Here is a 19,365-nt window from a genome sequence, read left to right on the forward strand (position 1 = left end):
CCCGCCCTCGCCTTCCGCACGATCCTCACGGAACCCTTCGTCGCCGTACTCCCCACGACCCACCCCCTGGCCGGCCGCCGCACCGTGCCCCTGCACGACCTCGCCGACGCCCCCTTCGTCCTCCTCCCCCGGGCAGCGGGCCCCGGCCTCCACGACCGCATCACCGCCCTCTGCGCCACAGCGGGCTTCACCCCCCGGGTCACCCAGGAGGCCGTCGAATGGCAAACGGTCTGCGCCCTCGTGGAAGCGGGCCTCGGCATCTCCCTGGCCCCCACGAGCATCCGCCGCATCCGCCTCAAGGGCGTGTCCTTCCGCCCCGTCGAACCGAACACGGAACGGACCCGGGTGGCGGTGGCATGGCGCAGGAACGGCGCGAATCCGCTGGTGGGGAATCTGCTGGCGTCAATATCTCGAAAAACCGGTTGATCGGGAGCCGACCACGTTCCTAGTGTGTGGTGCACACGAGAAGGGAGGTGGTTCGGCAGATGTATGAATACCGGACGCGTGAGGTGGCTGCGGGCTAGCGGCCCGTCACCCCACCCAGTGCGGTGCCGGACCAGCACGTGAGAGACGCGTGCAGCCGGCCCAATCCCAGCAGTCACCCGACCCGCGAGTTCGCCGGTACGTCCGGCCGGCTCCTCCGCTCCGGCGGAAGGACCCGAGCTCGCGGGTCGTCTGCGTTGCGCGGCGGGCGCGGGGACAGGCTCACGGACTCAGCCGCTCCACCCGCCACCCCCCGTCCTGCTCCGCCACATAGCGCAGGCGGTCGTGCAGGCGGTTTTCCCGGCCCTGCCAGAACTCCACCGTCCGGGGAGCCACCCGGAAGCCTCCCCAGTTCGGGGGGACCGGTACCTGCTCGCCCTCGGGGTAGCGGGCGGCGAGTTCGGTGTATGAGGCGTCCAGTTCCGCGCGGGAGGGGATGACCGAGGACTGGGTGCTGGCCCAGGCGCCGAGCTGGGAGCCGTGGGGGCGGGTGCGGAAGTAGGCGGCCGTCTCGTCGCGGCCGGTGCGGCGGGCGACGCCCGTGACGATGACCTGGCGGGCCATCGGGTGCCAGGGGAAGAGCAGGGCGACGTAGGGGTTCTCGGCGAGGTCGCGGCCCTTGCGGGAGCCGTAGTTGGTGAAGAAGACGAAGCCGTGGTCGTCGAACTGCTTCAGCAGCACCGTGCGGGAGCTGGGCCGGCCCTCGGCGTCCGCGGTGGAGACGATCATGGCGTTCGGCTCGAAGAGGTGGGCCTCCGACGCGGCCTGCTTGAACCAGCGCGCGAACTGGGCCACCGGAGTGGCGGCCAGGTCGGCCTCGGCGAGACCCTCGGCCCGGTAGTGCTTGCGCATCGCGGCGGGGTCGGGGGCGGGCCCGGCGGGATCGGAGGCGACGGGGTCTCGGTCGGTCACGCGGTCATCTTGCCGTATCCGAAGCCGTATCCGAACGGGCGTCGTCGGGCACGGTGCCCTTCGTTGCCGAAGGGCAATTGCATGGCACTCAGTGCCGCAGGGGTCCCCAAAAGGTGGCACTCAGGGTTATCGTTCTGATGCCGTTCCGGTTGGATGACCGCCAGCCGCACGGGGCATCACAGGGGTACGCCCCGGACCGCGAGTCCGCCGAGGTCCGGAGTCCCGCAAGCCCGGATTCCGAGCCCGTGACCGTGGATCCACCCGGCGTACGCCCATCTCCGCCGACTGACCTGTGGTCGTTCCACCCACTCGCTCCACCCACAACCCCATCCGTCGCACACATCACGAGGAGCCGCCTGATGTCCGATTTCGTACCCGGACTCGAGGGAGTCGTCGCGTTCGAGACGGAGATCGCCGAACCGGACAAGGAGGGCGGCGCTCTGCGGTACCGGGGCGTCGACATCGAGGACCTGGTCGGCCACGTCTCGTTCGGGAACGTCTGGGGGCTGCTCGTCGACGGGGCCTTCCGTCCCGGACTGCCGCCCGCCGAGCCCTTCCCGATCCCCGTGCACTCCGGTGACATCCGCGTCGACGTGCAGTCCGCGCTCGCGATGCTCGCACCCGTGTGGGGCCTCAAGCCCCTGCTGGACATCGACGAGGAGCAGGCCCGCGCGGACCTGGCGCGCGCCGCCGTCATGGCCCTGTCCTACGTCGCCCAGTCCGCGCGCGGTCAGGGTCTGCCCATGGTCCCGCAGCGCGAGATCGACAAGGCACAGTCCGTCGTCGAGCGGTTCATGATCCGCTGGCGCGGCGAGCCCGACCCCAAGCACGTGGCCGCCGTGGACGCCTACTGGACGTCCGCCGCCGAGCACGGCATGAACGCCTCCACCTTCACGGCCCGTGTCATCGCCTCCACCGGTGCGGATGTGGCCGCGGCCCTGTCCGGCGCCGTAGGAGCCATGTCCGGCCCGCTGCACGGCGGCGCTCCCTCCCGGGTCCTCGGGATGATCGAGGAGATCGAGCGGACCGGCGACGCCGAGGCGTACGTCAAGCAGGCCCTCGACAACGGCGAGCGCCTGATGGGCTTCGGTCACCGTGTCTACCGTGCCGAGGACCCGCGTGCGCGCGTTCTGCGCCGGACCGCGCGGGAGCTCGGCGCGCCCCGCTTCGAGGTCGCCGAGGCTCTGGAGAAGGCGGCTCTGGCGGAGCTCCACGCCCGCCGTCCGGACCGTGTCCTGGCGACGAACGTCGAGTTCTGGGCGGCGATCGTCCTGGACTTCGCGGAGGTCCCGGCGCACATGTTCACGTCGATGTTCACGTGTGCCCGGACCGCGGGCTGGTCGGCGCACATCCTGGAGCAGAAGCGCACGGGCCGCCTCGTGCGCCCCTCGGCGCGCTATGTGGGCCCGGGCCCGCGCAATCCGCGCGAGGTCGAGGGCTACGCCGACATCGCGCACTGAGTCCCACGCACCACCCTCCCCTCCGGCGGGCCGGTCATCACGCGGGCCGTAGCGCTTCGCGTGGTGCCGCTCCCGGCGGGCGCTCCAGGCCCGCCGTGGCCCGTCGATGACGGCACACGGAACGTGACTGATCCACTCCGCCAGTATGCTGGGGCGGCTGCGGCATCCCACCATCACCCGTCCCTGCGTGGTGAGTTACGGCCTGCGGCGTCGAGATCTCTTACGGCATGAGGGATGGGGAAACAGGTGCTGATAGCGGGCCGCTACCGGCTGGGCGAGTCGATCGGGCGCGGCGGGATGGGGGAGGTCTGGCGGGCCTACGACGAGACCCTGGGCCGGCATGTCGCCGTCAAGCTCCTGCTGCCGCAGGACTCCGACCCCACGGCCACGTCCCGGTTCCGGTTGGAGGCGCAGACGGCCGCGCGGATCGACCATCCGAACGTGGTGGGTGTGCGGGACTTCGGCGAGTACGACAACCGGCTCTACCTGGTGATGGAGCTCGTCGAGGGCGACAACCTGGCCCGGCTGCTGACCCGGTCGGGGGCGCAGTCCGCGGAGCGGGTGGCGCGCATGGCGGCGCAGGCCGCCGCGGGGCTCGCCGCCGCGCACCGGCAGGGCATCGTGCACCGTGACATCAAGCCCGGCAATCTGCTGCTGGACGCCGACGGCACCCTCAAGATCGGTGACTTCGGTATCGCCCGCTTCGTGGACGACCCGGGTGCCGCGCTCACCGCGACCGGGCAGATCGTCGGCACGAGTCTCTACCTCGCCCCGGAGCGTGCGCTGGGCAAGCCGGCCGGTCCCGCCTCGGACGTCTACGCCCTGGGCTGCGTGCTCTACCAGCTGCTGACCGGGCGCCCGCCGTTCCAGGCCGACTCCGCCGTGGCGATCCTGCATCAGCATCTCGACGCGGCTCCCGTGCCGCCGCGCGAGCTGGGTGTCGCCGGTCTGCCGCCCGCGTTCGAGAACTACCTCCTCGGTCTGCTCGCCAAGGAGCCCGAACACCGTCCGGCCGCCCAGCGGGCCGCCGACTGGTTCGCCGAGGGGGCCTGGCTGGGCCGCGCGGAGCCGCTGCCCGAGGTGACGGCCCCGTCACGCCCGTCGTCGGCCGCGGCGTCCGGCCGGGACCCGATGGGCGGGACCAGCAGCCCGACCACGTACGCGCTGCCCTCGAACCAGGGCACTTCGTCGCCCCGCGGCGGACCGGGCCGCGCCCACAGCCGGTCGCGGTCGCAATCCGCCGCCCGGTCCCACTCGGCGGCCGCTCCTCGGTCCCCTTCGGCACCGACCGCCCGCTCCCGCTCGGCGTCCCCCGCCCGGTCGCACGGTGTCTCCGCCGCGCGCGCCGGGTCCCGGGCCCGCTCCCGTCCCCGTGCGGACGCCGGTAGGGGCACCCGGAACCTGCTGATCACGGTGGCCGCGGCGGCGCTGTTCGTGGCGGCGATGCTGCTCGGCATGCTGTGGTTCTCCCCCGACAAGAGCGCCGCCGAGAGCACGAAGTCCGACACCTCGCCCGGCCAGAGCGCCTCGGCGTCGGTGTCGCCGCTGGAGTCGAGCCCGTCGCCGATCAGCTCCGCGCCCGCCGAGCGCGGGGCGCGGGACGACGAGGAGCGGCGGGAGCAGCAGAAGCGCGAGCGGGAGCAGCAGGAGCAGCAGCCCGACGCGCGGCACGACGGCGGCGACGACGAGGGCGACGACGACTGACAGCGGCTGCCGCAGCAGGCGACGCGGTCAGCTCAGGGTCTCGTCCAGCAGCAGCCCCCACTGTGCCACCACGCGCTCGCGGCGCCCGGCGTCGTCGGTGAGGAGGTTGGCCAGGCCAAGGCCGCGTGCCATGTCCAGGACGCCCTGGACGGTTTCGCGGACGCCGGGGCGGCTCTCGTCGACGCCGAGCAGGTCGACGGCTATACGGTGCGTCTCGCGGCCCACCCGGGCCTCCAGCTCGGTGACCCGGGACCGTAGCTGGTCCTCGTTGGAGGCGGCCACCCACAGGTGCAGGGCCGCGCGGAACAGGGGGCCGGTGTAGAGGTCGACGAGGGCGGAGACGACGGCCCGGCGGTCGCCCGCGGCGCCTTCGGGGAACAGGGCGCGCAGGGCTGTGGAGCGTTCCTCGGCGACGTATTCGACGGCCGCGGTGAAGAGGTCCTCGCGGGTCGGGAAGTGGTGCTGGGCCGCGCCTCGGGAGACGCCGGCGCGTTCGGCGACGACGGAGACCGTGGAGCCCGCCCAGCCGTGTTCGGCGAGGCAGGCCACGGCGGCTTCCAGGAGGCGTTGGCGGGTGGCGCGGCTGCGGTCCTGTTTGGGCACGCGGTCCACGCGGTCGCCGACTGTGCTCACACCACCCATTGCGGATCCCGTCGTTCGAGGAAGGCCGTCATCCCCTCGCGGGCATCGGTGGAGGAGAACAGCCGGGCCGAGAGCGCGGTCAGGTCGGCCGCGTCCCGGTCGAAGGTTTCCAGCACCTTAGCCGTGAGCAGTGCTTTCGTCTCGGCCAGGGCCTGGGGTGCGGCTCTGCGCAGGCCGTCCAGGACGGGTTCCAGTACGGCGTCGACGTCCTCGCCGTCGGCGGTGAGCAGGCCGATGCGGGCGGCTTCGGGCGCGTCGAGGCGTTCGCCGGTGAGGTAGTAGCGGGCGACGGCGCGCGGGTCCACGCGGGGGAGCACGGGCAGGGAGATCACGGCGGGGGCCACGCCGATGCGGACCTCGGTGAAGGCGAACGTGGCCTCGCGGGAGGCGGCGGCGATGTCGCAGGCCGTGAGCAGGCCGAGGCCGCCCGCGCGGACGTGGCCGGTGACCCGGGCGACGACCGGTTTACGCAGTTGGACGATCTGCCGGAGCAGGGCGACGAGCGCGTCCGGGTCCGGCGGGTCGCGCAGGTCGGCGCCGGCGCAGAAGGTGTTGCCGGTGTGGGTGAGGACGACGGCGCGTACGTCGGCGTCCTTGGCGCAGTCCGTCAGCGCGTCGGCCAGCTCGCCCACCAGCGCCGCGGAGAGCGCGTTGCGGGTGGCCGGGGAGTCGAGGCTCAGAGTCTCCACGCCGCGAGTGCGGGTGCGGCCGATCAGCGTCATGCGCTCTCCTTCGGCGCGCGCAGTTCGCGGCGCAGGATCTTGCCGGAGGCGGCCCGGGGGACGCCGTCGATGAAGGTGACCTGGCGGACCCGCTTGTAGGGGGCGACGCGTTCGGCGACGTACATCATGACCTCGCCCTCGGAGACGTCGGTCGCGGAGGGTTGGCGGACCACATAGGCGTGCGGCACCTCGTTTCCGTCGTCGTTGTAGGCGCCGACCACAGCCGCGTCCGCGATGCCTGGGTGGGTGAGCAGGAGTGCCTCCAGTTCGGCGGGCGCGACCTGGAAGCCCTTGTACTTGATGAGTTCCTTGACGCGGTCCACGACGAACAGCCAGCCGTCGGCGTCGACATGGCCGACGTCGCCGGTGTGCAGCCAGCCGTCGGGGTCGATCATGGCGGCGGTGGCGTCGGGGCGGCCGAGGTAGCCCTTCATGACCTGGGGGCCGCGGATGAGGATCTCGCCGGACTCGCCGGCTCCGAGGTCCTTGTCGGGGTCGTCGAGGGAGACGATCCGCATCTCGGTGCCGGCTATGAGCCGTCCGACGGTGCCGGCGGGGGCGTCGTCCATGGCGGCGAGCGGGACGACGTGGGTGCCGGGGGACAGTTCCGTCATGCCGTAGGCCTGGCCGACCGGTGGCAGGCCGAGGCGCTGCGAGCAGGCGGCGGCGAGCTTCGCGTCCAGGGGGGCGGCGGCGCTGACGATGTACTTCAGCGACGACAGGTCGTACTGGGCGACGAGCGGGTGCTTGGCGAGGGCGAGGACGATCGGCGGGGCGACGTACAGGCCGGTGATGCGGTGGTTCTGGATGGCCGCGAGGAAGGTCTCCAGGTCGAAGCGGGGCAGGACGACGACGGTGGCGCCGACCCGCAGCGGGGCGTTCATCAGGGCGGTGAGGCCGTAGATGTGGAAGAAGGGCAGGACGGCGAGGATGCGGTCGCCGGGTCCCGCCGAGATCGCCGGTTCGAGCTGGGCGAGGTTGGTGGCGATCTGGCGGTGCGTGAGCATCACGCCCTTGGGGATGCCGGTGGTGCCGGAGGAGTACGGCAGGGCCGCGACGTCCGCGACGGGGTCGATGTCGACCTGGGGCTCGGGGGCGGCGGAGGCCAGCATGTCGATGAGCGAGCGGTGTCCGGGCGCGCTGTCGCACACGAAGATCTCCTGCACGCCGCCCGCGAGTTCGGCGGCCCGGCGTGCGCTCTCCAGCAGCGGTGAGACAGTGACGATCCAGCGGGCCGCCGAGTCCTTCAGCTGCTTGGCGAACTCCTCGGGCGTGGCGAGCGGGTGCACGGTGGTGACGGAGGCACCCGCGCGTGTGGCGGCGTAGAACGCGGTGGGGAAGGCGACCGTGTTGGGGCTGTGCAGGGCGAGCACGTCGCCCTTGCGCACGCCCGTCTCCGCGAGGCCGGCGGCGATGCGCCGGTGGAAGCGGTCGAGCTGTTCGTAGGTGAGGGTGGTGCCGTCCGTGCCGTCGATGAGCGCGGGGGCGTCCCCGAACTCGGCGGCCCGGCCCAGTACGGCCTCGTGGATGGGAAGTTCTACGGCCGGGACGTCTGCGTACTCGCTGCGGAACACGGTTCCTCCTCGCGACACGGTGCCGGACGGGCGCCCCGGTCAGTACGACTTGGGCAGGCCCAGGGTCTGGTGGGAGACGTAGTTGAGAATCATCTCCCGGCTCACCGGAGCAATACGAGAGACGCGTGCCGCGGTTATCAACGAGGCGAGTCCGAATTCGCGCGTGAGGCCGTTGCCGCCAAGGGTGTGCACGGCCTGGTCGACGGCCTTCACGCAGGCCTCCCCCGCCGCGTACTTGGCCATGTTGGCGGCCTCGCCCGCGCCGACGTCGTCGCCGGCGTCGTAGAGGTGGGCCGCTTTCTGCATCATCAGGCGGGCCAGTTCCAGGTCGATGTGCGCCTGCGCGAGGGGGTGCGCGATGGCCTGGTGGGCGCCGATGGGGGCCTTCCACACGGTGCGGTCGCGGGCGTACTCGACGGCGCGGGCGAGGGCGTAGCGGCCCATGCCGATCGCGAAGGCGGCCGTCATGATGCGTTCGGGGTTGAGTCCGGCGAAGAGCTGGAGGAGACCTGCGTCCTCGTCGCCGACGAGGGCGTCGGCGGGCAGCCGTACGTCGTCGAGGGTCAGCTCGAACTGTTTCTCGGCGGCGCTGAGTTCCATGTCGATCTGGCGGCGCGTGAAGCCTTCGGCGTCGCGCGGGACCATGAACAGGCAGGGCTTGAGGTTGCCGGTGCGGGCGTCCTCGGTGCGGCCGACGATGAGGGTGGCGTCGGCGATGTCGACGCCGGAGATGAAGACCTTGCGGCCGGTCAGGAGCCAGTCCCCGGTGTCCGGGTCGCGGCGGGCGGTGGTGGTGATGCGGTGGCTGTTGGAGCCGGCGTCGGGTTCGGTGATGCCGAAGGCCATGGTGCGGGTGCCGTCGGCGAGGCCGGGGAGCCACTCCCGTTTCTGTGCCTCGGTGCCGAAGCGGGCGATGACCGTGCCGCAGATCGCCGGGGACACGACCATCATCAGCAGGGGGCAGCCCGCGGCGCCGAGTTCTTCGAGGACGATGGAGAGTTCGGCTATGCCGCCGCCTCCGCCGCCGTATGCCTCCGGCAGGTTGACGCCGAGGTAGCCGAGTTTCGCGGCCTCGGACCAGAGGGCCTCGCGGTCGTAGTCGCGGCCGTGGCGTTTACCCAGGGCGGCTACCGCGGATCGTAGGGCCTTGTGTTCCTCGGTTTCGAGGGTGGCGGGCATGGGACTCCTTCCGGGTGCGGGTTGTGTGTGGTTGCTCGCGCAGTTCCTCGCGCCCCTAAGGGGTCGGCTGCACTACCGCCAGCAGAGCGCCGACCGTCACTTGCAGGCCGGGCGACGCATGCAAGGCCGTCAGCGTGCCTGTGGCCGGGGCTGTGATCTTGTGCTCCATCTTCATCGCCTCCAGCCACAGCAGGGGCTGGCCGGCCTCCACCGTCGCCCCCTCGGTCAGGCCGTCGGCGACTCGGACGACCGTTCCCGGCATGGGGGCCAGGAGGGAGCCCGGCGCGATCTGGGCGGTGGGGTCGGCAAAGCGGGGCAGCGCGGTCAGGCGGGTGGTGTTGACGTGGATCTCGTCGCCGTATCGGGCGACGTCGAAGTTCCGCCGTACGCCGTCCACTTCGAGGACGACGAGCGCGGCGTCGGCGTGGACGACGCGCACTCCGTCCGCCTCCAGGCCCGCGCGGGTGTGGCGGTAGTGGACCTCGATCTCCTCGCCGGCCATCGCGTAGCGCTTGCTCTGGGGCTGGGAGGGGACGTTGCGGAAACCGCCGAAGCGGGAGCGGGCGTGGGTGTCGGCGAGGGCCGCGGCGAGGGGGGCGTGCGGGTCGGGGGCCGGCTCGGTGAGGTCGGTGAGGTGGCGGTCGTAGAAGCCGGTGTCCATGCGTGCGGTCGTGAACTCCTTGTGCCGCAGGGAGCGGACGAGGAGGTCGCGGTTGGTGGGCGGGCCGTGGACGGCGGCACGGTCCAGGGCGCCGGCGAGGGCGCGGATCGCCTCCGCGCGCGTGGGGGCGTGGGCGACGGCCTTGGCGAGCATCGGGTCGTAGTGGACGCCGATCTCGTCGCCGTCGGTGAAGCCGGTGTCGAGGCGGATGCCGTCGGGGACGGCGAGGCGGTGCAGGGTGCCGGTCTGCGGGGCCCAGTCGCGGGCCGGGTCCTCGGCGTACAGGCGGGCCTCGACGGCGTGGCCACGCGCGCGTGGGGGCTCCTCGTCGAGGGCGTGTCCTTCGGCGACGCGGAGCTGGAGGGCGACCAGGTCGACGCCGTACACGGCCTCGGTGACGGGGTGTTCGACCTGGAGGCGGGTGTTCATCTCCAGGAAGTGCGCGGCGCGGCCGGCGACGAGGAACTCGACGGTGCCGGCGCCGACGTAGCCGACGGACCGCGCGGCGCGTACGGCCATCTCGTACAGGGAGTCGGTGAGTTCGGGGGGCAGGCCGGGTGCCGGGGCCTCCTCGATCACCTTCTGGTGGCGTCGCTGGAGGGAGCAGTCGCGGGTGCCGAGCGCCCAGACCGTGCCGTGGGTGTCGGCGAGGACCTGCACCTCGACGTGCCGGCCGTCCTCCAGGTAGGGCTCGACGAAGACCTCGCCGTCGCCGAAGGCGCTGTGGGCCTCCGCGCGCGCGGCCTCCAGTTCGGCGTCCAGGTCCGCGAGTCGCCGTACGACGCGCATGCCGCGTCCGCCGCCGCCCGCGGCCGCCTTCACCAGGACGGGCAGGTCGGCCTCGGTGACCTCGCGCAGCGGCTCGACGCCCATCAGTTCCTTGGCGCGCGTCTTGGACGCCATCGCCTCGATCGCCTCCGGGGCCGGCCCGATCCAGGTGAGTCCGGCGTCGAGGACCGCGCGGGCGAAGCCGGGGTTCTCGGAGAGGAAGCCGTAGCCGGGGTGCACGGCGTCCGCGCCGGCGGCGAGCGCCGCCTTCACGATCAGGTCGCCGCGCAGATACGTGTCGGAGGGCGCCGCGCCCGGCAGCCGTACCGCTGTGTCGGCCACGCGCGTGTGGAGGGCGTTCGCGTCGGCGTCCGAGTACACGGCGACCGTCCGGATTCCCAACTCACGGCAGGTGCGGAAGACCCGGCAGGCGATCTCGCCCCGGTTGGCCACGAGTACAGAAGTGATCACTGGTGATCCCTCACATCCGGAAGACGCCGAAGCCACCGCGCGCACCCTCGTAGGGGGCGGTGTGGATGGCGGACAGACACATGCCGAGGACCGTGCGGGTGTCGCGCGGGTCGATGACCCCGTCGTCGTACAGCCGCCCGGACAGGAACATCGGCAGGGACTCGGACTCGATCTGCTGCTCCACCATGGCCCGCAGCGCCGCGTCGCCCTCTTCGTCGTACGGCTGTCCCTTCGCGGCGGCCGACTGGCGGGCGACGATCGACAGGACGCCGGCGAGCTGCTGCGGGCCCATGACGGCCGACTTGGCGCTGGGCCAGGCGAACAGGAAGCGGGGGTCGTAGGCGCGGCCGCACATGCCGTAGTGGCCGGCGCCGTAGGACGCGCCCATGAGGACCGAGAGGTGCGGCACGCGGCTGTTGCTGACGGCGTTGATCATCATCGCGCCGTGCTTGATGATGCCGCCCTGTTCGTACTGGCTGCCCACCATGTAGCCGGTGGTGTTGTGCAGGAACAGCAGCGGGATGTCGCGCTGGTTGGCGAGCTGGATGAACTGGGCCGCCTTCTGCGACTCCTCGCTGAACAGGACTCCCTGGGCGTTGGCGAGCACGCCGATGGGATAGTCGTGCAGGGAGGCCCAGCCGGTGGCCAGGCTGGTGCCGTACATCGGCTTGAACTCGTCGAAGTCGGAGGCGTCGACGAGCCGGGCGACGACCTCGCGCGGGTCGAAGGGGGTGCGCAGGTCGCCGGGCACGATCCCGAGGAGTTCCTCGGCGTCGTACTTGGGCGGCTCGGCCGGGCCCGGATCGCCGTACGCCTTGCGGTGGTTGAGGCGGGCGACCACGCGCCTGGCCTGGCGCAGGGCGTCCGGTTCGTCGACGGCAAAGTAGTCCGCGAGGCCCGACACGCGCGCGTGCATCTCCGCGCCGCCGAGGGACTCGTCGTCGCTCTCCTCGCCGGTCGCCATCTTCACCAGGGGCGGGCCGCCGAGGAACACCTTGGCGCGCTCCTTGACCATGATCACGTGGTCGGACATGCCGGGGACGTACGCGCCGCCGGCGGTCGAGTTGCCGAAGACGACGGCGACGGTGGGGATCCCGGCGGCCGACAGCCGCGTCAGGTCCCGGAAGATCGCGCCGCCGGGGATGAAGATCTCCTTCTGGGAGGGGAGATCGGCTCCGCCAGACTCGACGAGGTTCACGACGGGCAGCCGGTTGGCGAGCGCGATGTCGTTCGCCCGCAGCGCCTTCTTCAGCGACCAGGGATTGCTCGCTCCGCCGCGCACGGTGGGGTCGTTGGCGGTGATCAGGCACTCCACGCCCTCGACGGTCCCGATGCCGGTGACGAGGGACGCGCCGACGGCGTAGTCGCTGCCCCAGGCCGCCAGCGGCGACAGCTCCAGGAACGGGGTGTCGGGGTCGAGGAGCAGCTCGATGCGCTCGCGGGCCAGCAGCTTGCCGCGCCCCCGGTGCCGTTCGACGTACTTGGGGCCGCCGCCCGCGAGGGCCTTGGCGTGCTCGGTGTCGAGTTCGGCGAGCTTGGCGAGCATGGTCTCGCGGTTGGCCCGGTAGTCGGAGCCGTTGGTGTCCAGGGTGGACGGCAGCACGGTCACAGCAGGATCTCCGGGATGTCCAGGTGGCGGGAGCGCAGCCATTCGCCGAGGGCCTTGGCCTGCGGGTCGAAGCGGTGCTGGGCGGCGACGCCCTCGCCGAGGATTCCCTCGACGACGAAGTTCAGGGCGCGGAGGTCGGGCAGGACGTGCCGGGTGACCTTCAACGGGCCGCTCTCGGGGATCAGCTGCCGGAACCGGTCGACCGTGAGCTCGTGCGCCAGCCAGCGCCAGGCGTCGTCCGAGCGCACCCAGACGCCGACGTTGGCGTTGCCGCCCTTGTCCCCGCTGCGGGCACCCGCGACGCGCCCGAGCGGAGCCCGCTGGGTGGGCCCGTGCGCCAGCGGCTGCGGGAGCGACGGCTCCGGCACTACGTCGAGTACGAGGGTGTCGTGGGCCGGCGGCACGGGGATCCGGCGTCCGTCGTGGAGGACGGCCACATGGTCGACGGCACCATGGGGGACGTACACATCCTCGAAGACCCCATAGGGCGAGCCCTTCCCCGGTGGGGCCAGCACATGGAAGCCGGGGTAACTGGCTAGCGCCAGCTCGATCGCGGCGCCGCTCAGGGCCCGGCCGACGGCCTCCTGGGACGGGTCGCGCACGACGAGCCGCAGCAGTGCGCTCGCGGTCTCCTCGCTCGGGGCGTCGGGCCGGTCGGTGCGCACCAGGTCCCAGCGGACCTCGGCGGGCGGTGACTTGGCGAGTGCGTCGGTCAGCTGCTCGCGCACGAGGCCGGCCTTCGCCTCGATGTCGAGGCCGGTGAGCACGAAGGCGACCTCGTTGCGGAAGCCTCCGAGGCGGTTGACACCGACCTTGAGCGTCGGCGGCGGAGCCTCGCCCCGCACGCCCTCGATCCGGACGCGGTCCGGCCCTTCCTGGGTGAGCCGCACACTGTCCAGGCGGGCGGTGACGTCGGGCCCGGCGTAGCGGGCGCCCGCCGTCTCGTACAGCAGCTGGGCCGTGACCGTGCCGACGTCGACGAGACCGCCGGTGCCGGGGTGCTTGGTGATGACGCAGCTGCCGTCCTCGTGCAGTTCGGCGAGCGGGAAGCCGGGGCGGCGCAGGTCGCCGCCGCCCTCGCGGAACTCGTGGAAGAAGGCGTAGTTGCCGCCGGTCGCCTGGGTCCCGCACTCCAGCACATGTCCGGCGACCACGGCTCCCGCGAGCCGGTCGTGGTCGCCGGGCCCCCATCCGAAGTGGGCGGCGGCGGGTCCGGTGACGAGGGCCGCGTCGGTCACCCGCCCGGTGACGACGACGTCCGCGCCCTCCCGCAGACAGGCGGCGATACCGAAGCCGCCGAGGTAGGCGTGCGCGGCGAGGCTGCCGGGGTGGGCGGCGGTGAGGTCGTCGCCCTCGACATGGGCGACCCGCACGGGCAGACCGAGGCGCTCGGCGAGCTGCCGTACCGCCTCCGCCAGTCCGGCCGGGTTGAGGCCGCCCGCGTTGGCGACGATCCTCACGCCGCGCTCCTGCGCGAGGCCGAGGCATTCCTCCAGCTGGCGCAGGAAGGTGCGGGCGTAACCGGCGGCGGGGTCCTTCAGCCGGTCGCGGCCGAGGATCAGCATGGTGAGTTCGGCGAGGTAGTCCCCCGTGAGGATGTCCAGTTCGCCGCCGGTGAGCATCTCGCGCATGGCTTCGAAGCGGTCGCCGTAGAAGCCGGAGGCGTTGCCGATCCGCAGCGGGGACGGTGCGGGCGTCACCGGGCCGCCCCCTTCGGCGCACGGCCCTCGCCGGGCGGGCCCGCGAAGACCTGGGCGATGTCGAACCAGCGGTCGGCGTCGGGGCCTTCGGCGCTCAGGGCGAGGTCGGAGCGGTGGGCGCGCTGGGTGACCAGGAGGCAGAAGTCGAGCGCCGGGCCGGTCACCCGCTGCGGGGCGTCCTCGGGACCATAGGTCCACAACTCGCCCGAGGGAGCCACGAGTTCTACGCGGAAGTCGTCGAGCGGAGTCGGCAGTCCGTGCACGCCGAAGGCGAAGTCCCTGGTCCGTACCCCGATCCACACCACATGCCTGAGCCGGTCGGTGGGTGTGCGCACCACACCGAGGGCGTCGGCGATGTCCTGACCGTGGGCCCAGGTCTCCATGAGCCGGGCCGTACCCATGGAGGCGGCGGACATGGGAGGGCCGTACCAGGGGACCTTGGTGCCGGGCGGGGCCTCGCGCAACGCCGTGTCCAGCGCAACCCGTCCCTCCCGCCATCGCGCCAGCAGTTCCTCGGGCGGCAGCGCGGCACCCTCCTCCGCACCGTCGTCCACGAAGGACCCCGGCGCTGTCAGCGCCTTCTCCACCAGTTCGTGGAACGCCTTCACGTCGGTCACCGCGAGAAGCGCCGAGTGGTCCGTCCAGGCGAGGTGCGCGAGCTGGTGGGCGACGCTCCAGCCGGGCGCCGGTGTGGCGAGAGCCCACTGCTCGGGGCTCGCGCCGGCCACGAGCCGTTCGAGCTCCTCGCTCTCCTCGCGCAGATCGTCGAACACGGGCGTCGGATCGGACACGGTGCGCTCCCCTCGGGGCACGGCGGTGTGCGGGGGTGGTTATGCGGCCATGTGGTGCGGCGTGGTGAGGAGCATGGCAGCGCGGGAGAAAACAAGCAAGCGTGCTTGCATTAATTCGCTGCAGGTGTGGCTGCGTGGTGTGGCTGCGTGGTGTGGCTGTGTGGTGTGGCTGCGTGGTGTGGCTGCGTGGTGTGGCTGCGTGGTGTGGCTGCGTCACTTGGGAAGTGTTCACGGTGGGAAGGGTGTCGGTGTGGTGTGCCGTCAATACACTCGGGCGGCGCGGCTGTTGCGGGAGCAACGGGTCGACCGGCACATGTCGATCGGGCACATGTCGAGCACGCGCACGTCCAGCACGCGCACGTCCAGTACGCGCACGTCGAGCACGCACACAGGTCACATCGGGGGAGACGCAAGGATGAGCAACTGGAACCCGGGCGGGCAGCCGCCCTACGACCCGCAGGGCGGGCAGCCGTATCCGCCCTCACTCGGCCCGTACCCGCCCCAGCCCGCACCGCCCGGCGCCGGCCATCCGCCGCAGATCCCGCACCCCTACCCGCCGCAGCCCTATCCGCCCCACCCCCAGCCGCCGTCTCCGCCGCCGCAACCCGCGCCCGGTCCCTTCCTGCGGCTGTGGCAGCGGTTCGGCCCCGTGCACACCGCGCGCCGGGTGTTCAAGCCGTCCCGGCCCGGCATCGTCCAGGACCCCGTGGTGGCCCAGATGCAGAAGATCCGCACCTGGGTGGGGCTGGCCGCGGTAGTGTGGATGTCGGTCACCTACAAGATCGCGGACTCCCTCGGGGACGCCGCCGAGAAGCGTGCCGACCAGTCCTGGATCAGCGTCCTGATGCTGTCCGTGACGTTCCCGGTCGCCGTGGGCATCCTGCTCTCCCTGGTGCCGGCCACGGGACGGCGGGAGCTGCTGCGCCGGGCCGCGAAGCCCTTCGGCGCGATCGTGGCGCTCATCGGCGCGGTTTTCGTGTTCCCGGTGGTCGTGCTCACCGGCTTCGTCGAGGGCCGGTTCGCGACCAACCCGGTGATGACCGCCGTGACCGTCCTCGTCTGCGTGGCCATCTTCGTATGGGTCCTGCCCTTCATCGTCTGGGGCGTCGGCCTGGGGCTCGTCCACGTCTTCCGCACCGCCGACATCCACGAGACGATGCCGCCGCTGCTGGCCATGACCCTGGTGTGGGAGATGGCCCTGATCGACCTGTTCACGGACGCCTACGCGGGCGTGCCGACCCCGGTCCGGATCCTGCTGATGCTCGGCGCCCCGGTCTCGGTGACCGCGGTGGGCCTGTGGGAACTGAGCCGACTGCGCTCCCGGCACGGCCTCGCCGTCCGGGACCTGCTGATGCGCGAGTCGACGCCGGGGGCCGGCGCGGCGGCGTGATCAGTGGGTTGCGTGTGGGGGGTGGGGCGCGGGGGTGACGGCCCGGGGACGCGCCTATGTCCGCGTGATCGGTGGGGCGCCGGGGGCGCCGGGATGACAGCCCGGGAACGCGTCCGCGGGATCCGCGAGTCGCCGCGAGCCCGGGCTGTCACGGCCCGGGAACGCGCCTAGCCGTTCTCGGGTTCGACGGCCTTGGCGGAGGTCACGGAGTTCACGTGCCCCAGGGCCGTCACGGGCTCGACGGCTGCGACGGGGGCGGTGGCCGCTACGGGGGCTGCGGCGGCCACAGAGGCTGCGGCTGCCACGGCTGCCTCGGGTGCTGCGGCGGCCACGGCTGCCTCGGGTGCTGCGGCTGCTGCTGGCTCGGGTGCTGCGGCTGCGGCTGGCTCGCTGATCGTCACCGCGTCAGGGGCGGCGACCGCATCAGTAGGCGTGACGGGCTGGGCGGCGGCTGCGGGCTCGGCCGCCCCTACCGACTTCGCCCTCCCACGCCCCACCTGGGTCCGCACCGCTCCCATGCTCGCCGCGATGACCAGGGCGATGGCCAGGGCCTGCAGGGCGGAGAGCGCCTGGTCGAGGATGAGGAAGCCGGCGGTGGCGGCGACGGCCGGTTCCAGGCTCATCAGGATGGCGAAGGTCGCCGCGGGCAGGCGGCGCAGGGCGAGGAGTTCGAGAGTGTAAGGCAGGACCGACGACAGGATCGCTACCGCGGCGCCCAGCCCGATGGTCACCGGGTCGGTGAGCTTCGTACCCGATTCGGCGATGCCCAGAGGCAGGAACAGCACGGCCCCGACCGCCATCGCGAGGGCGAGCCCGTCCGCCTGGGGGAAGCGTCGACCCGTGCGGGCGCTGAAGACTATGTAGGCCGCCCACATGGCGCCGGCCGCCAGGGCGAAAGCGACACCCAGGGGATCGAGGCTGTCGAAGCCTCCGCCGCCAAGCAGGAAGACGCCGGCGAGAGCGAGTCCCGCCCAGACGACGTTGACGGCACGGCGTGACGTCAGCACGGAGAGGGCGAGCGGACCGAGGACCTCCAGGGTGACCGCGGGACCCAGGGGAATGCGGGCGACCGACTGGTAGAAGAGGCCGTTCATCGCGGCCATGGTGACGCCGAAGACGATCACCGTGCCCCAGTCCGTACGGGAGTGACCGCGCAGCCCGGGGCGGCAGATCACCAGCAGGACGATCGCCGCGACCAGCAGCCGCAGCGCCACCACACCGAGCGCGCCGGCCCGCGGCATGAGGCTGACCGCGAGGGCGCCGCCGAACTGCACCGAGATCCCGCCGGCCAGCACGAGGCCCACGGGACCGAGCGAGCCCAGACCACGCGGGGCACCGGCCGACGGGTCCGGGACGGCCCGGGCAGGGGTCGCGGAGGGCGTGGCGGCGGCGTCAGGGGTGCTCACGGGCGTTCCAGGGGCTCGACTCGGGTTCGTTCATCGCACTGCACTTCCGAGTCCAGGGTAGTGGACTCCGTCAGGTGTGTGAACCCGTTATGCCACTGTCCCAGAGTGTGGACGGGCGCAGTGGCCAGGCGGGGGACGGGCGGAGGACGGGCGGGCTGCTGAGGGCTGGAGCCGAGGGTGGCGCAGCCGAATGCCGCTACGGCCGAAGATGGCACCGCGGCCGAAGATGGCACCGCCGCCGGAGGTGGCGCCACGGGCCGAACCCGGGAATCGGTGCCGGTGCCGTCGCCGTCGCCCTTGCCGCTACCGCTACCGCTACCGCTACCGCTACCGCTACCGCTACCGCTACCGGCCGGTGACTACCTCCGGGCCATGAACAGATCCAGCGCCTTGTGCAGCACGCGGTTGAGCGGGAAGTCCCACTCCCCCAGGTACTCGACCGCCTCACCGCCGGCGCCCACCTTGAACCGCAGCAGGCCCAGCAGGTGGTTGGACTCCTCCAGCGTGTCCGTGATACCGCGGAAGTCGTAGACGGCGGCGCCGAGTTCATGGGCGTCGGTCATCATCCGCCACTGCATGGCGTTGTTGGGCTGAACCTCGCGCTTGCGGCTGGTGGAGGCGCCGTAGGAGTACCAGACGTGCTCACCGACGGTCAGCATCGTGGCGGCGGCGAGGGTGTCGCCGTCGTGGTGGGCGAGGTAGAGCCGCATCCGGTCGGGGTGCTCGGCGGTGAGGGCGGTCCACATGCGCTGGAAGTAGGGCAGCGGGCGCGGGATGAACCGGTCGCGCTCGGCGGTCTCGACGTAGAGGTCGTAGAACACGGGCAGGTCCTCGTAGCCGCCCTGCACGACCTTCACGCCCGCTTTCTCGGCCTTCTTGATGTTGCGCCGCCACTGCTGGTTGAGGCCGCGGTGGATGTCGTCGGGCGTCCGGCCGGCGAACGGCACCTGGCAGACGTAGCGCGGCTGCCCGGCGGCGAAGCCGTCCTCGCCGCCGGGTTCGGTCTGCCGCCAGCCGGACCGTCGCAGCCGGTCGGCGAGGTCCTGGGCACCCGGTTCGTACGACGTCGGCTCCGCGTCCCCCAGTCGGCGGGCGGCCGGGTCGGCGATGGCGGCCTTCACCGCGTCGGTGCTCCAGCGCCGGGCGACCACGGGCGGGCCCATCTTCACCGAGAAGGCGCCCTGGCCCTTGAGGTGGGCGAGCATCGGCTCCAGCCAGCGTTCCACGAGGTCGGGCGCGTGCCAGTCGATCAGCGGGCCCTCGGGCAGATACGCCAGGTACCGCTTCAGCTTCGGCAGCGGCCGGTACAGCACGAGCCCGGCGCCGACCATCCGGCCCTCCGCGTCGAACCAGCCCAGGCTCTCCGCCCTCCAGTCCGGCTTCACGTCACCCCAGGACGGGACCTGCATATGGCTTGCGGACGGACGCGCCGCGACGAAGGCCAGGTGCTCGTCGCGGGTGACGGGCCGGAGGAGGAGGGGCATGGGTGGGCTCCTGTCGGTGGCCGGGCGAGGCGGCCGGGGGTCGAAGGCGGCGGCCTCAGGATCGAACACGCTGGTGATCATCCACCCTAAGCGGGCCCACGCAAGGGCTCACCTCGTGAGCCCGGCCCCCTCACGATCGGCGTACACCCCCTAAGCGCGGAACCGCACCCCCAGCTCTCGCCAGACCGAACAAACAACCGACGGCCCTCCAACCCCGCAGAGGCACGGAAACCCACGCGCGACCCCGCCAAGCCGAACAATCAACCAACGGCCCTCCGCCCCCAGGGGCGCGGGGAACCGCGCGCGACGAGCCCCGCCAAGCCGGCCGATCAACCAACGGCCCTCCAACCCCCAGGGGCGCGGGGAACTGCGCGACCAGCCCCCACTCACCCGCACCCCACCACCCCCG

General features: G+C 72.3%; 15 protein-coding genes and 1 pseudogene. 4 read left to right on the plus strand and 12 right to left on the minus strand.

Translation table 11 applies throughout. From position 1 onward, the window contains the following. Positions 1-426, plus strand: a 426-nt coding sequence (locus ACGFW6_RS44815) for a LysR family substrate-binding domain-containing protein (RefSeq protein WP_393523503.1), incomplete at its 5' end; no start/stop codon positions are given. A gap of 279 nt (positions 427-705) precedes the next feature. On the opposite strand, the gene pdxH is transcribed toward ACGFW6_RS44815, so the two are convergent. Next, positions 706-1,395, minus strand: coding sequence for a pyridoxamine 5'-phosphate oxidase (pdxH, locus tag ACGFW6_RS44820; RefSeq protein ID WP_393523505.1), 690 nt, complete (start codon positions 1,393-1,395; stop codon positions 706-708). 359 nt (positions 1,396-1,754) lie between these two features. Here pdxH and ACGFW6_RS44825 point away from each other — a divergent pair, with 359 nt between their 5' ends. Beyond that, on the plus strand, positions 1,755-2,855 hold the full coding sequence (locus ACGFW6_RS44825) for a citrate synthase 2 (RefSeq protein WP_393523508.1): 1,101 nt from the start codon (positions 1,755-1,757) through the stop codon (positions 2,853-2,855). A 246-nt stretch (positions 2,856-3,101) separates the two neighbouring features. Further along, positions 3,102-4,559 (plus strand): protein kinase, encoded by a 1,458-nt coding sequence (locus tag ACGFW6_RS44830; protein WP_393523534.1) that lies wholly within the window; start codon positions 3,102-3,104, stop codon positions 4,557-4,559. Between the two features lie 27 nt (positions 4,560-4,586). Here ACGFW6_RS44830 and ACGFW6_RS44835 read toward each other — a convergent pair whose 3' ends face one another. The 9 genes from ACGFW6_RS44835 to ACGFW6_RS44875 all read right to left on the minus strand — a co-directional run bounded on the left by ACGFW6_RS44835 (position 4,587) and on the right by ACGFW6_RS44875 (position 15,060). Beyond that, positions 4,587-5,201: a TetR/AcrR family transcriptional regulator gene (locus tag ACGFW6_RS44835; RefSeq protein WP_393523509.1), complete on the minus strand. Its 615-nt coding sequence runs from the start codon at positions 5,199-5,201 to the stop codon at positions 4,587-4,589. Beyond that, complete coding sequence (locus ACGFW6_RS44840; protein ID WP_393523511.1) at positions 5,189-5,923, minus strand: enoyl-CoA hydratase family protein; 735 nt, start codon at positions 5,921-5,923, stop codon at positions 5,189-5,191. The genes ACGFW6_RS44835 and ACGFW6_RS44840 overlap by 13 nt, the downstream gene beginning before the upstream one ends. Then, positions 5,920-7,497: a 4-coumarate--CoA ligase family protein gene (locus tag ACGFW6_RS44845; protein ID WP_393523514.1), complete on the minus strand. Its 1,578-nt coding sequence runs from the start codon at positions 7,495-7,497 to the stop codon at positions 5,920-5,922. Before ACGFW6_RS44845 ends, ACGFW6_RS44840 begins: the two co-directional genes overlap by 4 nt. Before the next feature lie 39 nt (positions 7,498-7,536). Beyond that, positions 7,537-8,676: an acyl-CoA dehydrogenase family protein gene (locus tag ACGFW6_RS44850; protein ID WP_393523516.1), complete on the minus strand. Its 1,140-nt coding sequence runs from the start codon at positions 8,674-8,676 to the stop codon at positions 7,537-7,539. A gap of 55 nt (positions 8,677-8,731) precedes the next feature. Continuing rightward, the gene (locus ACGFW6_RS44855; RefSeq protein WP_393523518.1) at positions 8,732-10,576 is read right to left on the minus strand and encodes a biotin carboxylase N-terminal domain-containing protein; all 1,845 of its coding nucleotides are present in this window, start codon (positions 10,574-10,576) and stop codon (positions 8,732-8,734) included. 10 nt (positions 10,577-10,586) lie between these two features. Further along, positions 10,587-12,185 carry an acyl-CoA carboxylase subunit beta gene (locus ACGFW6_RS44860; RefSeq protein WP_393523520.1) on the minus strand — a complete coding sequence of 533 codons (1,599 nt, stop codon included), beginning with the start codon at positions 12,183-12,185 and terminating at the stop codon, positions 10,587-10,589. Then, the gene (locus tag ACGFW6_RS44865) at positions 12,182-13,885 is read right to left on the minus strand and encodes an acyclic terpene utilization AtuA family protein (protein ID WP_393523522.1); all 1,704 of its coding nucleotides are present in this window, start codon (positions 13,883-13,885) and stop codon (positions 12,182-12,184) included. The genes ACGFW6_RS44860 and ACGFW6_RS44865 overlap by 4 nt, the downstream gene beginning before the upstream one ends. Further along, positions 13,882-14,676, minus strand: a complete 795-nt coding sequence (locus tag ACGFW6_RS44870) for a TIGR03084 family metal-binding protein (RefSeq protein WP_393523525.1) — start codon at positions 14,674-14,676, stop codon at positions 13,882-13,884. Before ACGFW6_RS44870 ends, ACGFW6_RS44865 begins: the two co-directional genes overlap by 4 nt. A gap of 261 nt (positions 14,677-14,937) precedes the next feature. Continuing rightward, positions 14,938-15,060 (minus strand): hypothetical protein, encoded by a 123-nt coding sequence (locus ACGFW6_RS44875; protein ID WP_393523527.1) that lies wholly within the window; start codon positions 15,058-15,060, stop codon positions 14,938-14,940. A 31-nt stretch (positions 15,061-15,091) separates the two neighbouring features. On the opposite strand from ACGFW6_RS44875, the gene ACGFW6_RS44880 reads away from it, so the two are divergent. Then, positions 15,092-16,066 (plus strand): hypothetical protein, encoded by a 975-nt coding sequence (locus ACGFW6_RS44880; protein ID WP_393523530.1) that lies wholly within the window; start codon positions 15,092-15,094, stop codon positions 16,064-16,066. Between the two features lie 455 nt (positions 16,067-16,521). Here the strand turns inward: ACGFW6_RS44880 and ACGFW6_RS44885 are convergent. Both ACGFW6_RS44885 and ACGFW6_RS44890 read right to left on the minus strand, forming a co-directional pair. After that, positions 16,522-17,472: pseudogene (locus tag ACGFW6_RS44885) on the minus strand (DMT family transporter); the annotation flags it as partial. 359 nt (positions 17,473-17,831) lie between these two features. Further along, on the minus strand, positions 17,832-18,956 hold the full coding sequence (locus tag ACGFW6_RS44890) for a lipid II:glycine glycyltransferase FemX (RefSeq protein WP_393523532.1): 1,125 nt from the start codon (positions 18,954-18,956) through the stop codon (positions 17,832-17,834). Positions 18,957-19,365: the final 409 nt, after the last annotated feature.

The sequence above is a fragment of the Streptomyces sp. Y7 genome (assembly GCF_043195415.1).
Classification (GTDB): domain Bacteria; phylum Actinomycetota; class Actinomycetes; order Streptomycetales; family Streptomycetaceae; genus Streptomyces.

What these genes read in the sequence shown, in the direction of transcription:
- ACGFW6_RS44835 (WP_393523509.1), bottom strand. Translation starts at nt 5,201, where the DNA reads ATGGGTGGTGTGAGCACAGTCGGCGACCGCGTGGACCGCGTGCCCAAA.
- ACGFW6_RS44880 (WP_393523530.1), top strand. Translation starts at nt 15,092, where the DNA reads ATGAGCAACTGGAACCCGGGCGGGCAGCCGCCCTACGACCCGCAGGGC.
- ACGFW6_RS44850 (WP_393523516.1), bottom strand. Translation starts at nt 8,676, where the DNA reads ATGCCCGCCACCCTCGAAACCGAGGAACACAAGGCCCTACGATCCGCG.
- ACGFW6_RS44890 (WP_393523532.1), bottom strand. Translation starts at nt 18,956, where the DNA reads ATGCCCCTCCTCCTCCGGCCCGTCACCCGCGACGAGCACCTGGCCTTC.
- ACGFW6_RS44840 (WP_393523511.1), bottom strand. Translation starts at nt 5,923, where the DNA reads ATGACGCTGATCGGCCGCACCCGCACTCGCGGCGTGGAGACTCTGAGC.
- ACGFW6_RS44825 (WP_393523508.1), top strand. Translation starts at nt 1,755, where the DNA reads ATGTCCGATTTCGTACCCGGACTCGAGGGAGTCGTCGCGTTCGAGACG.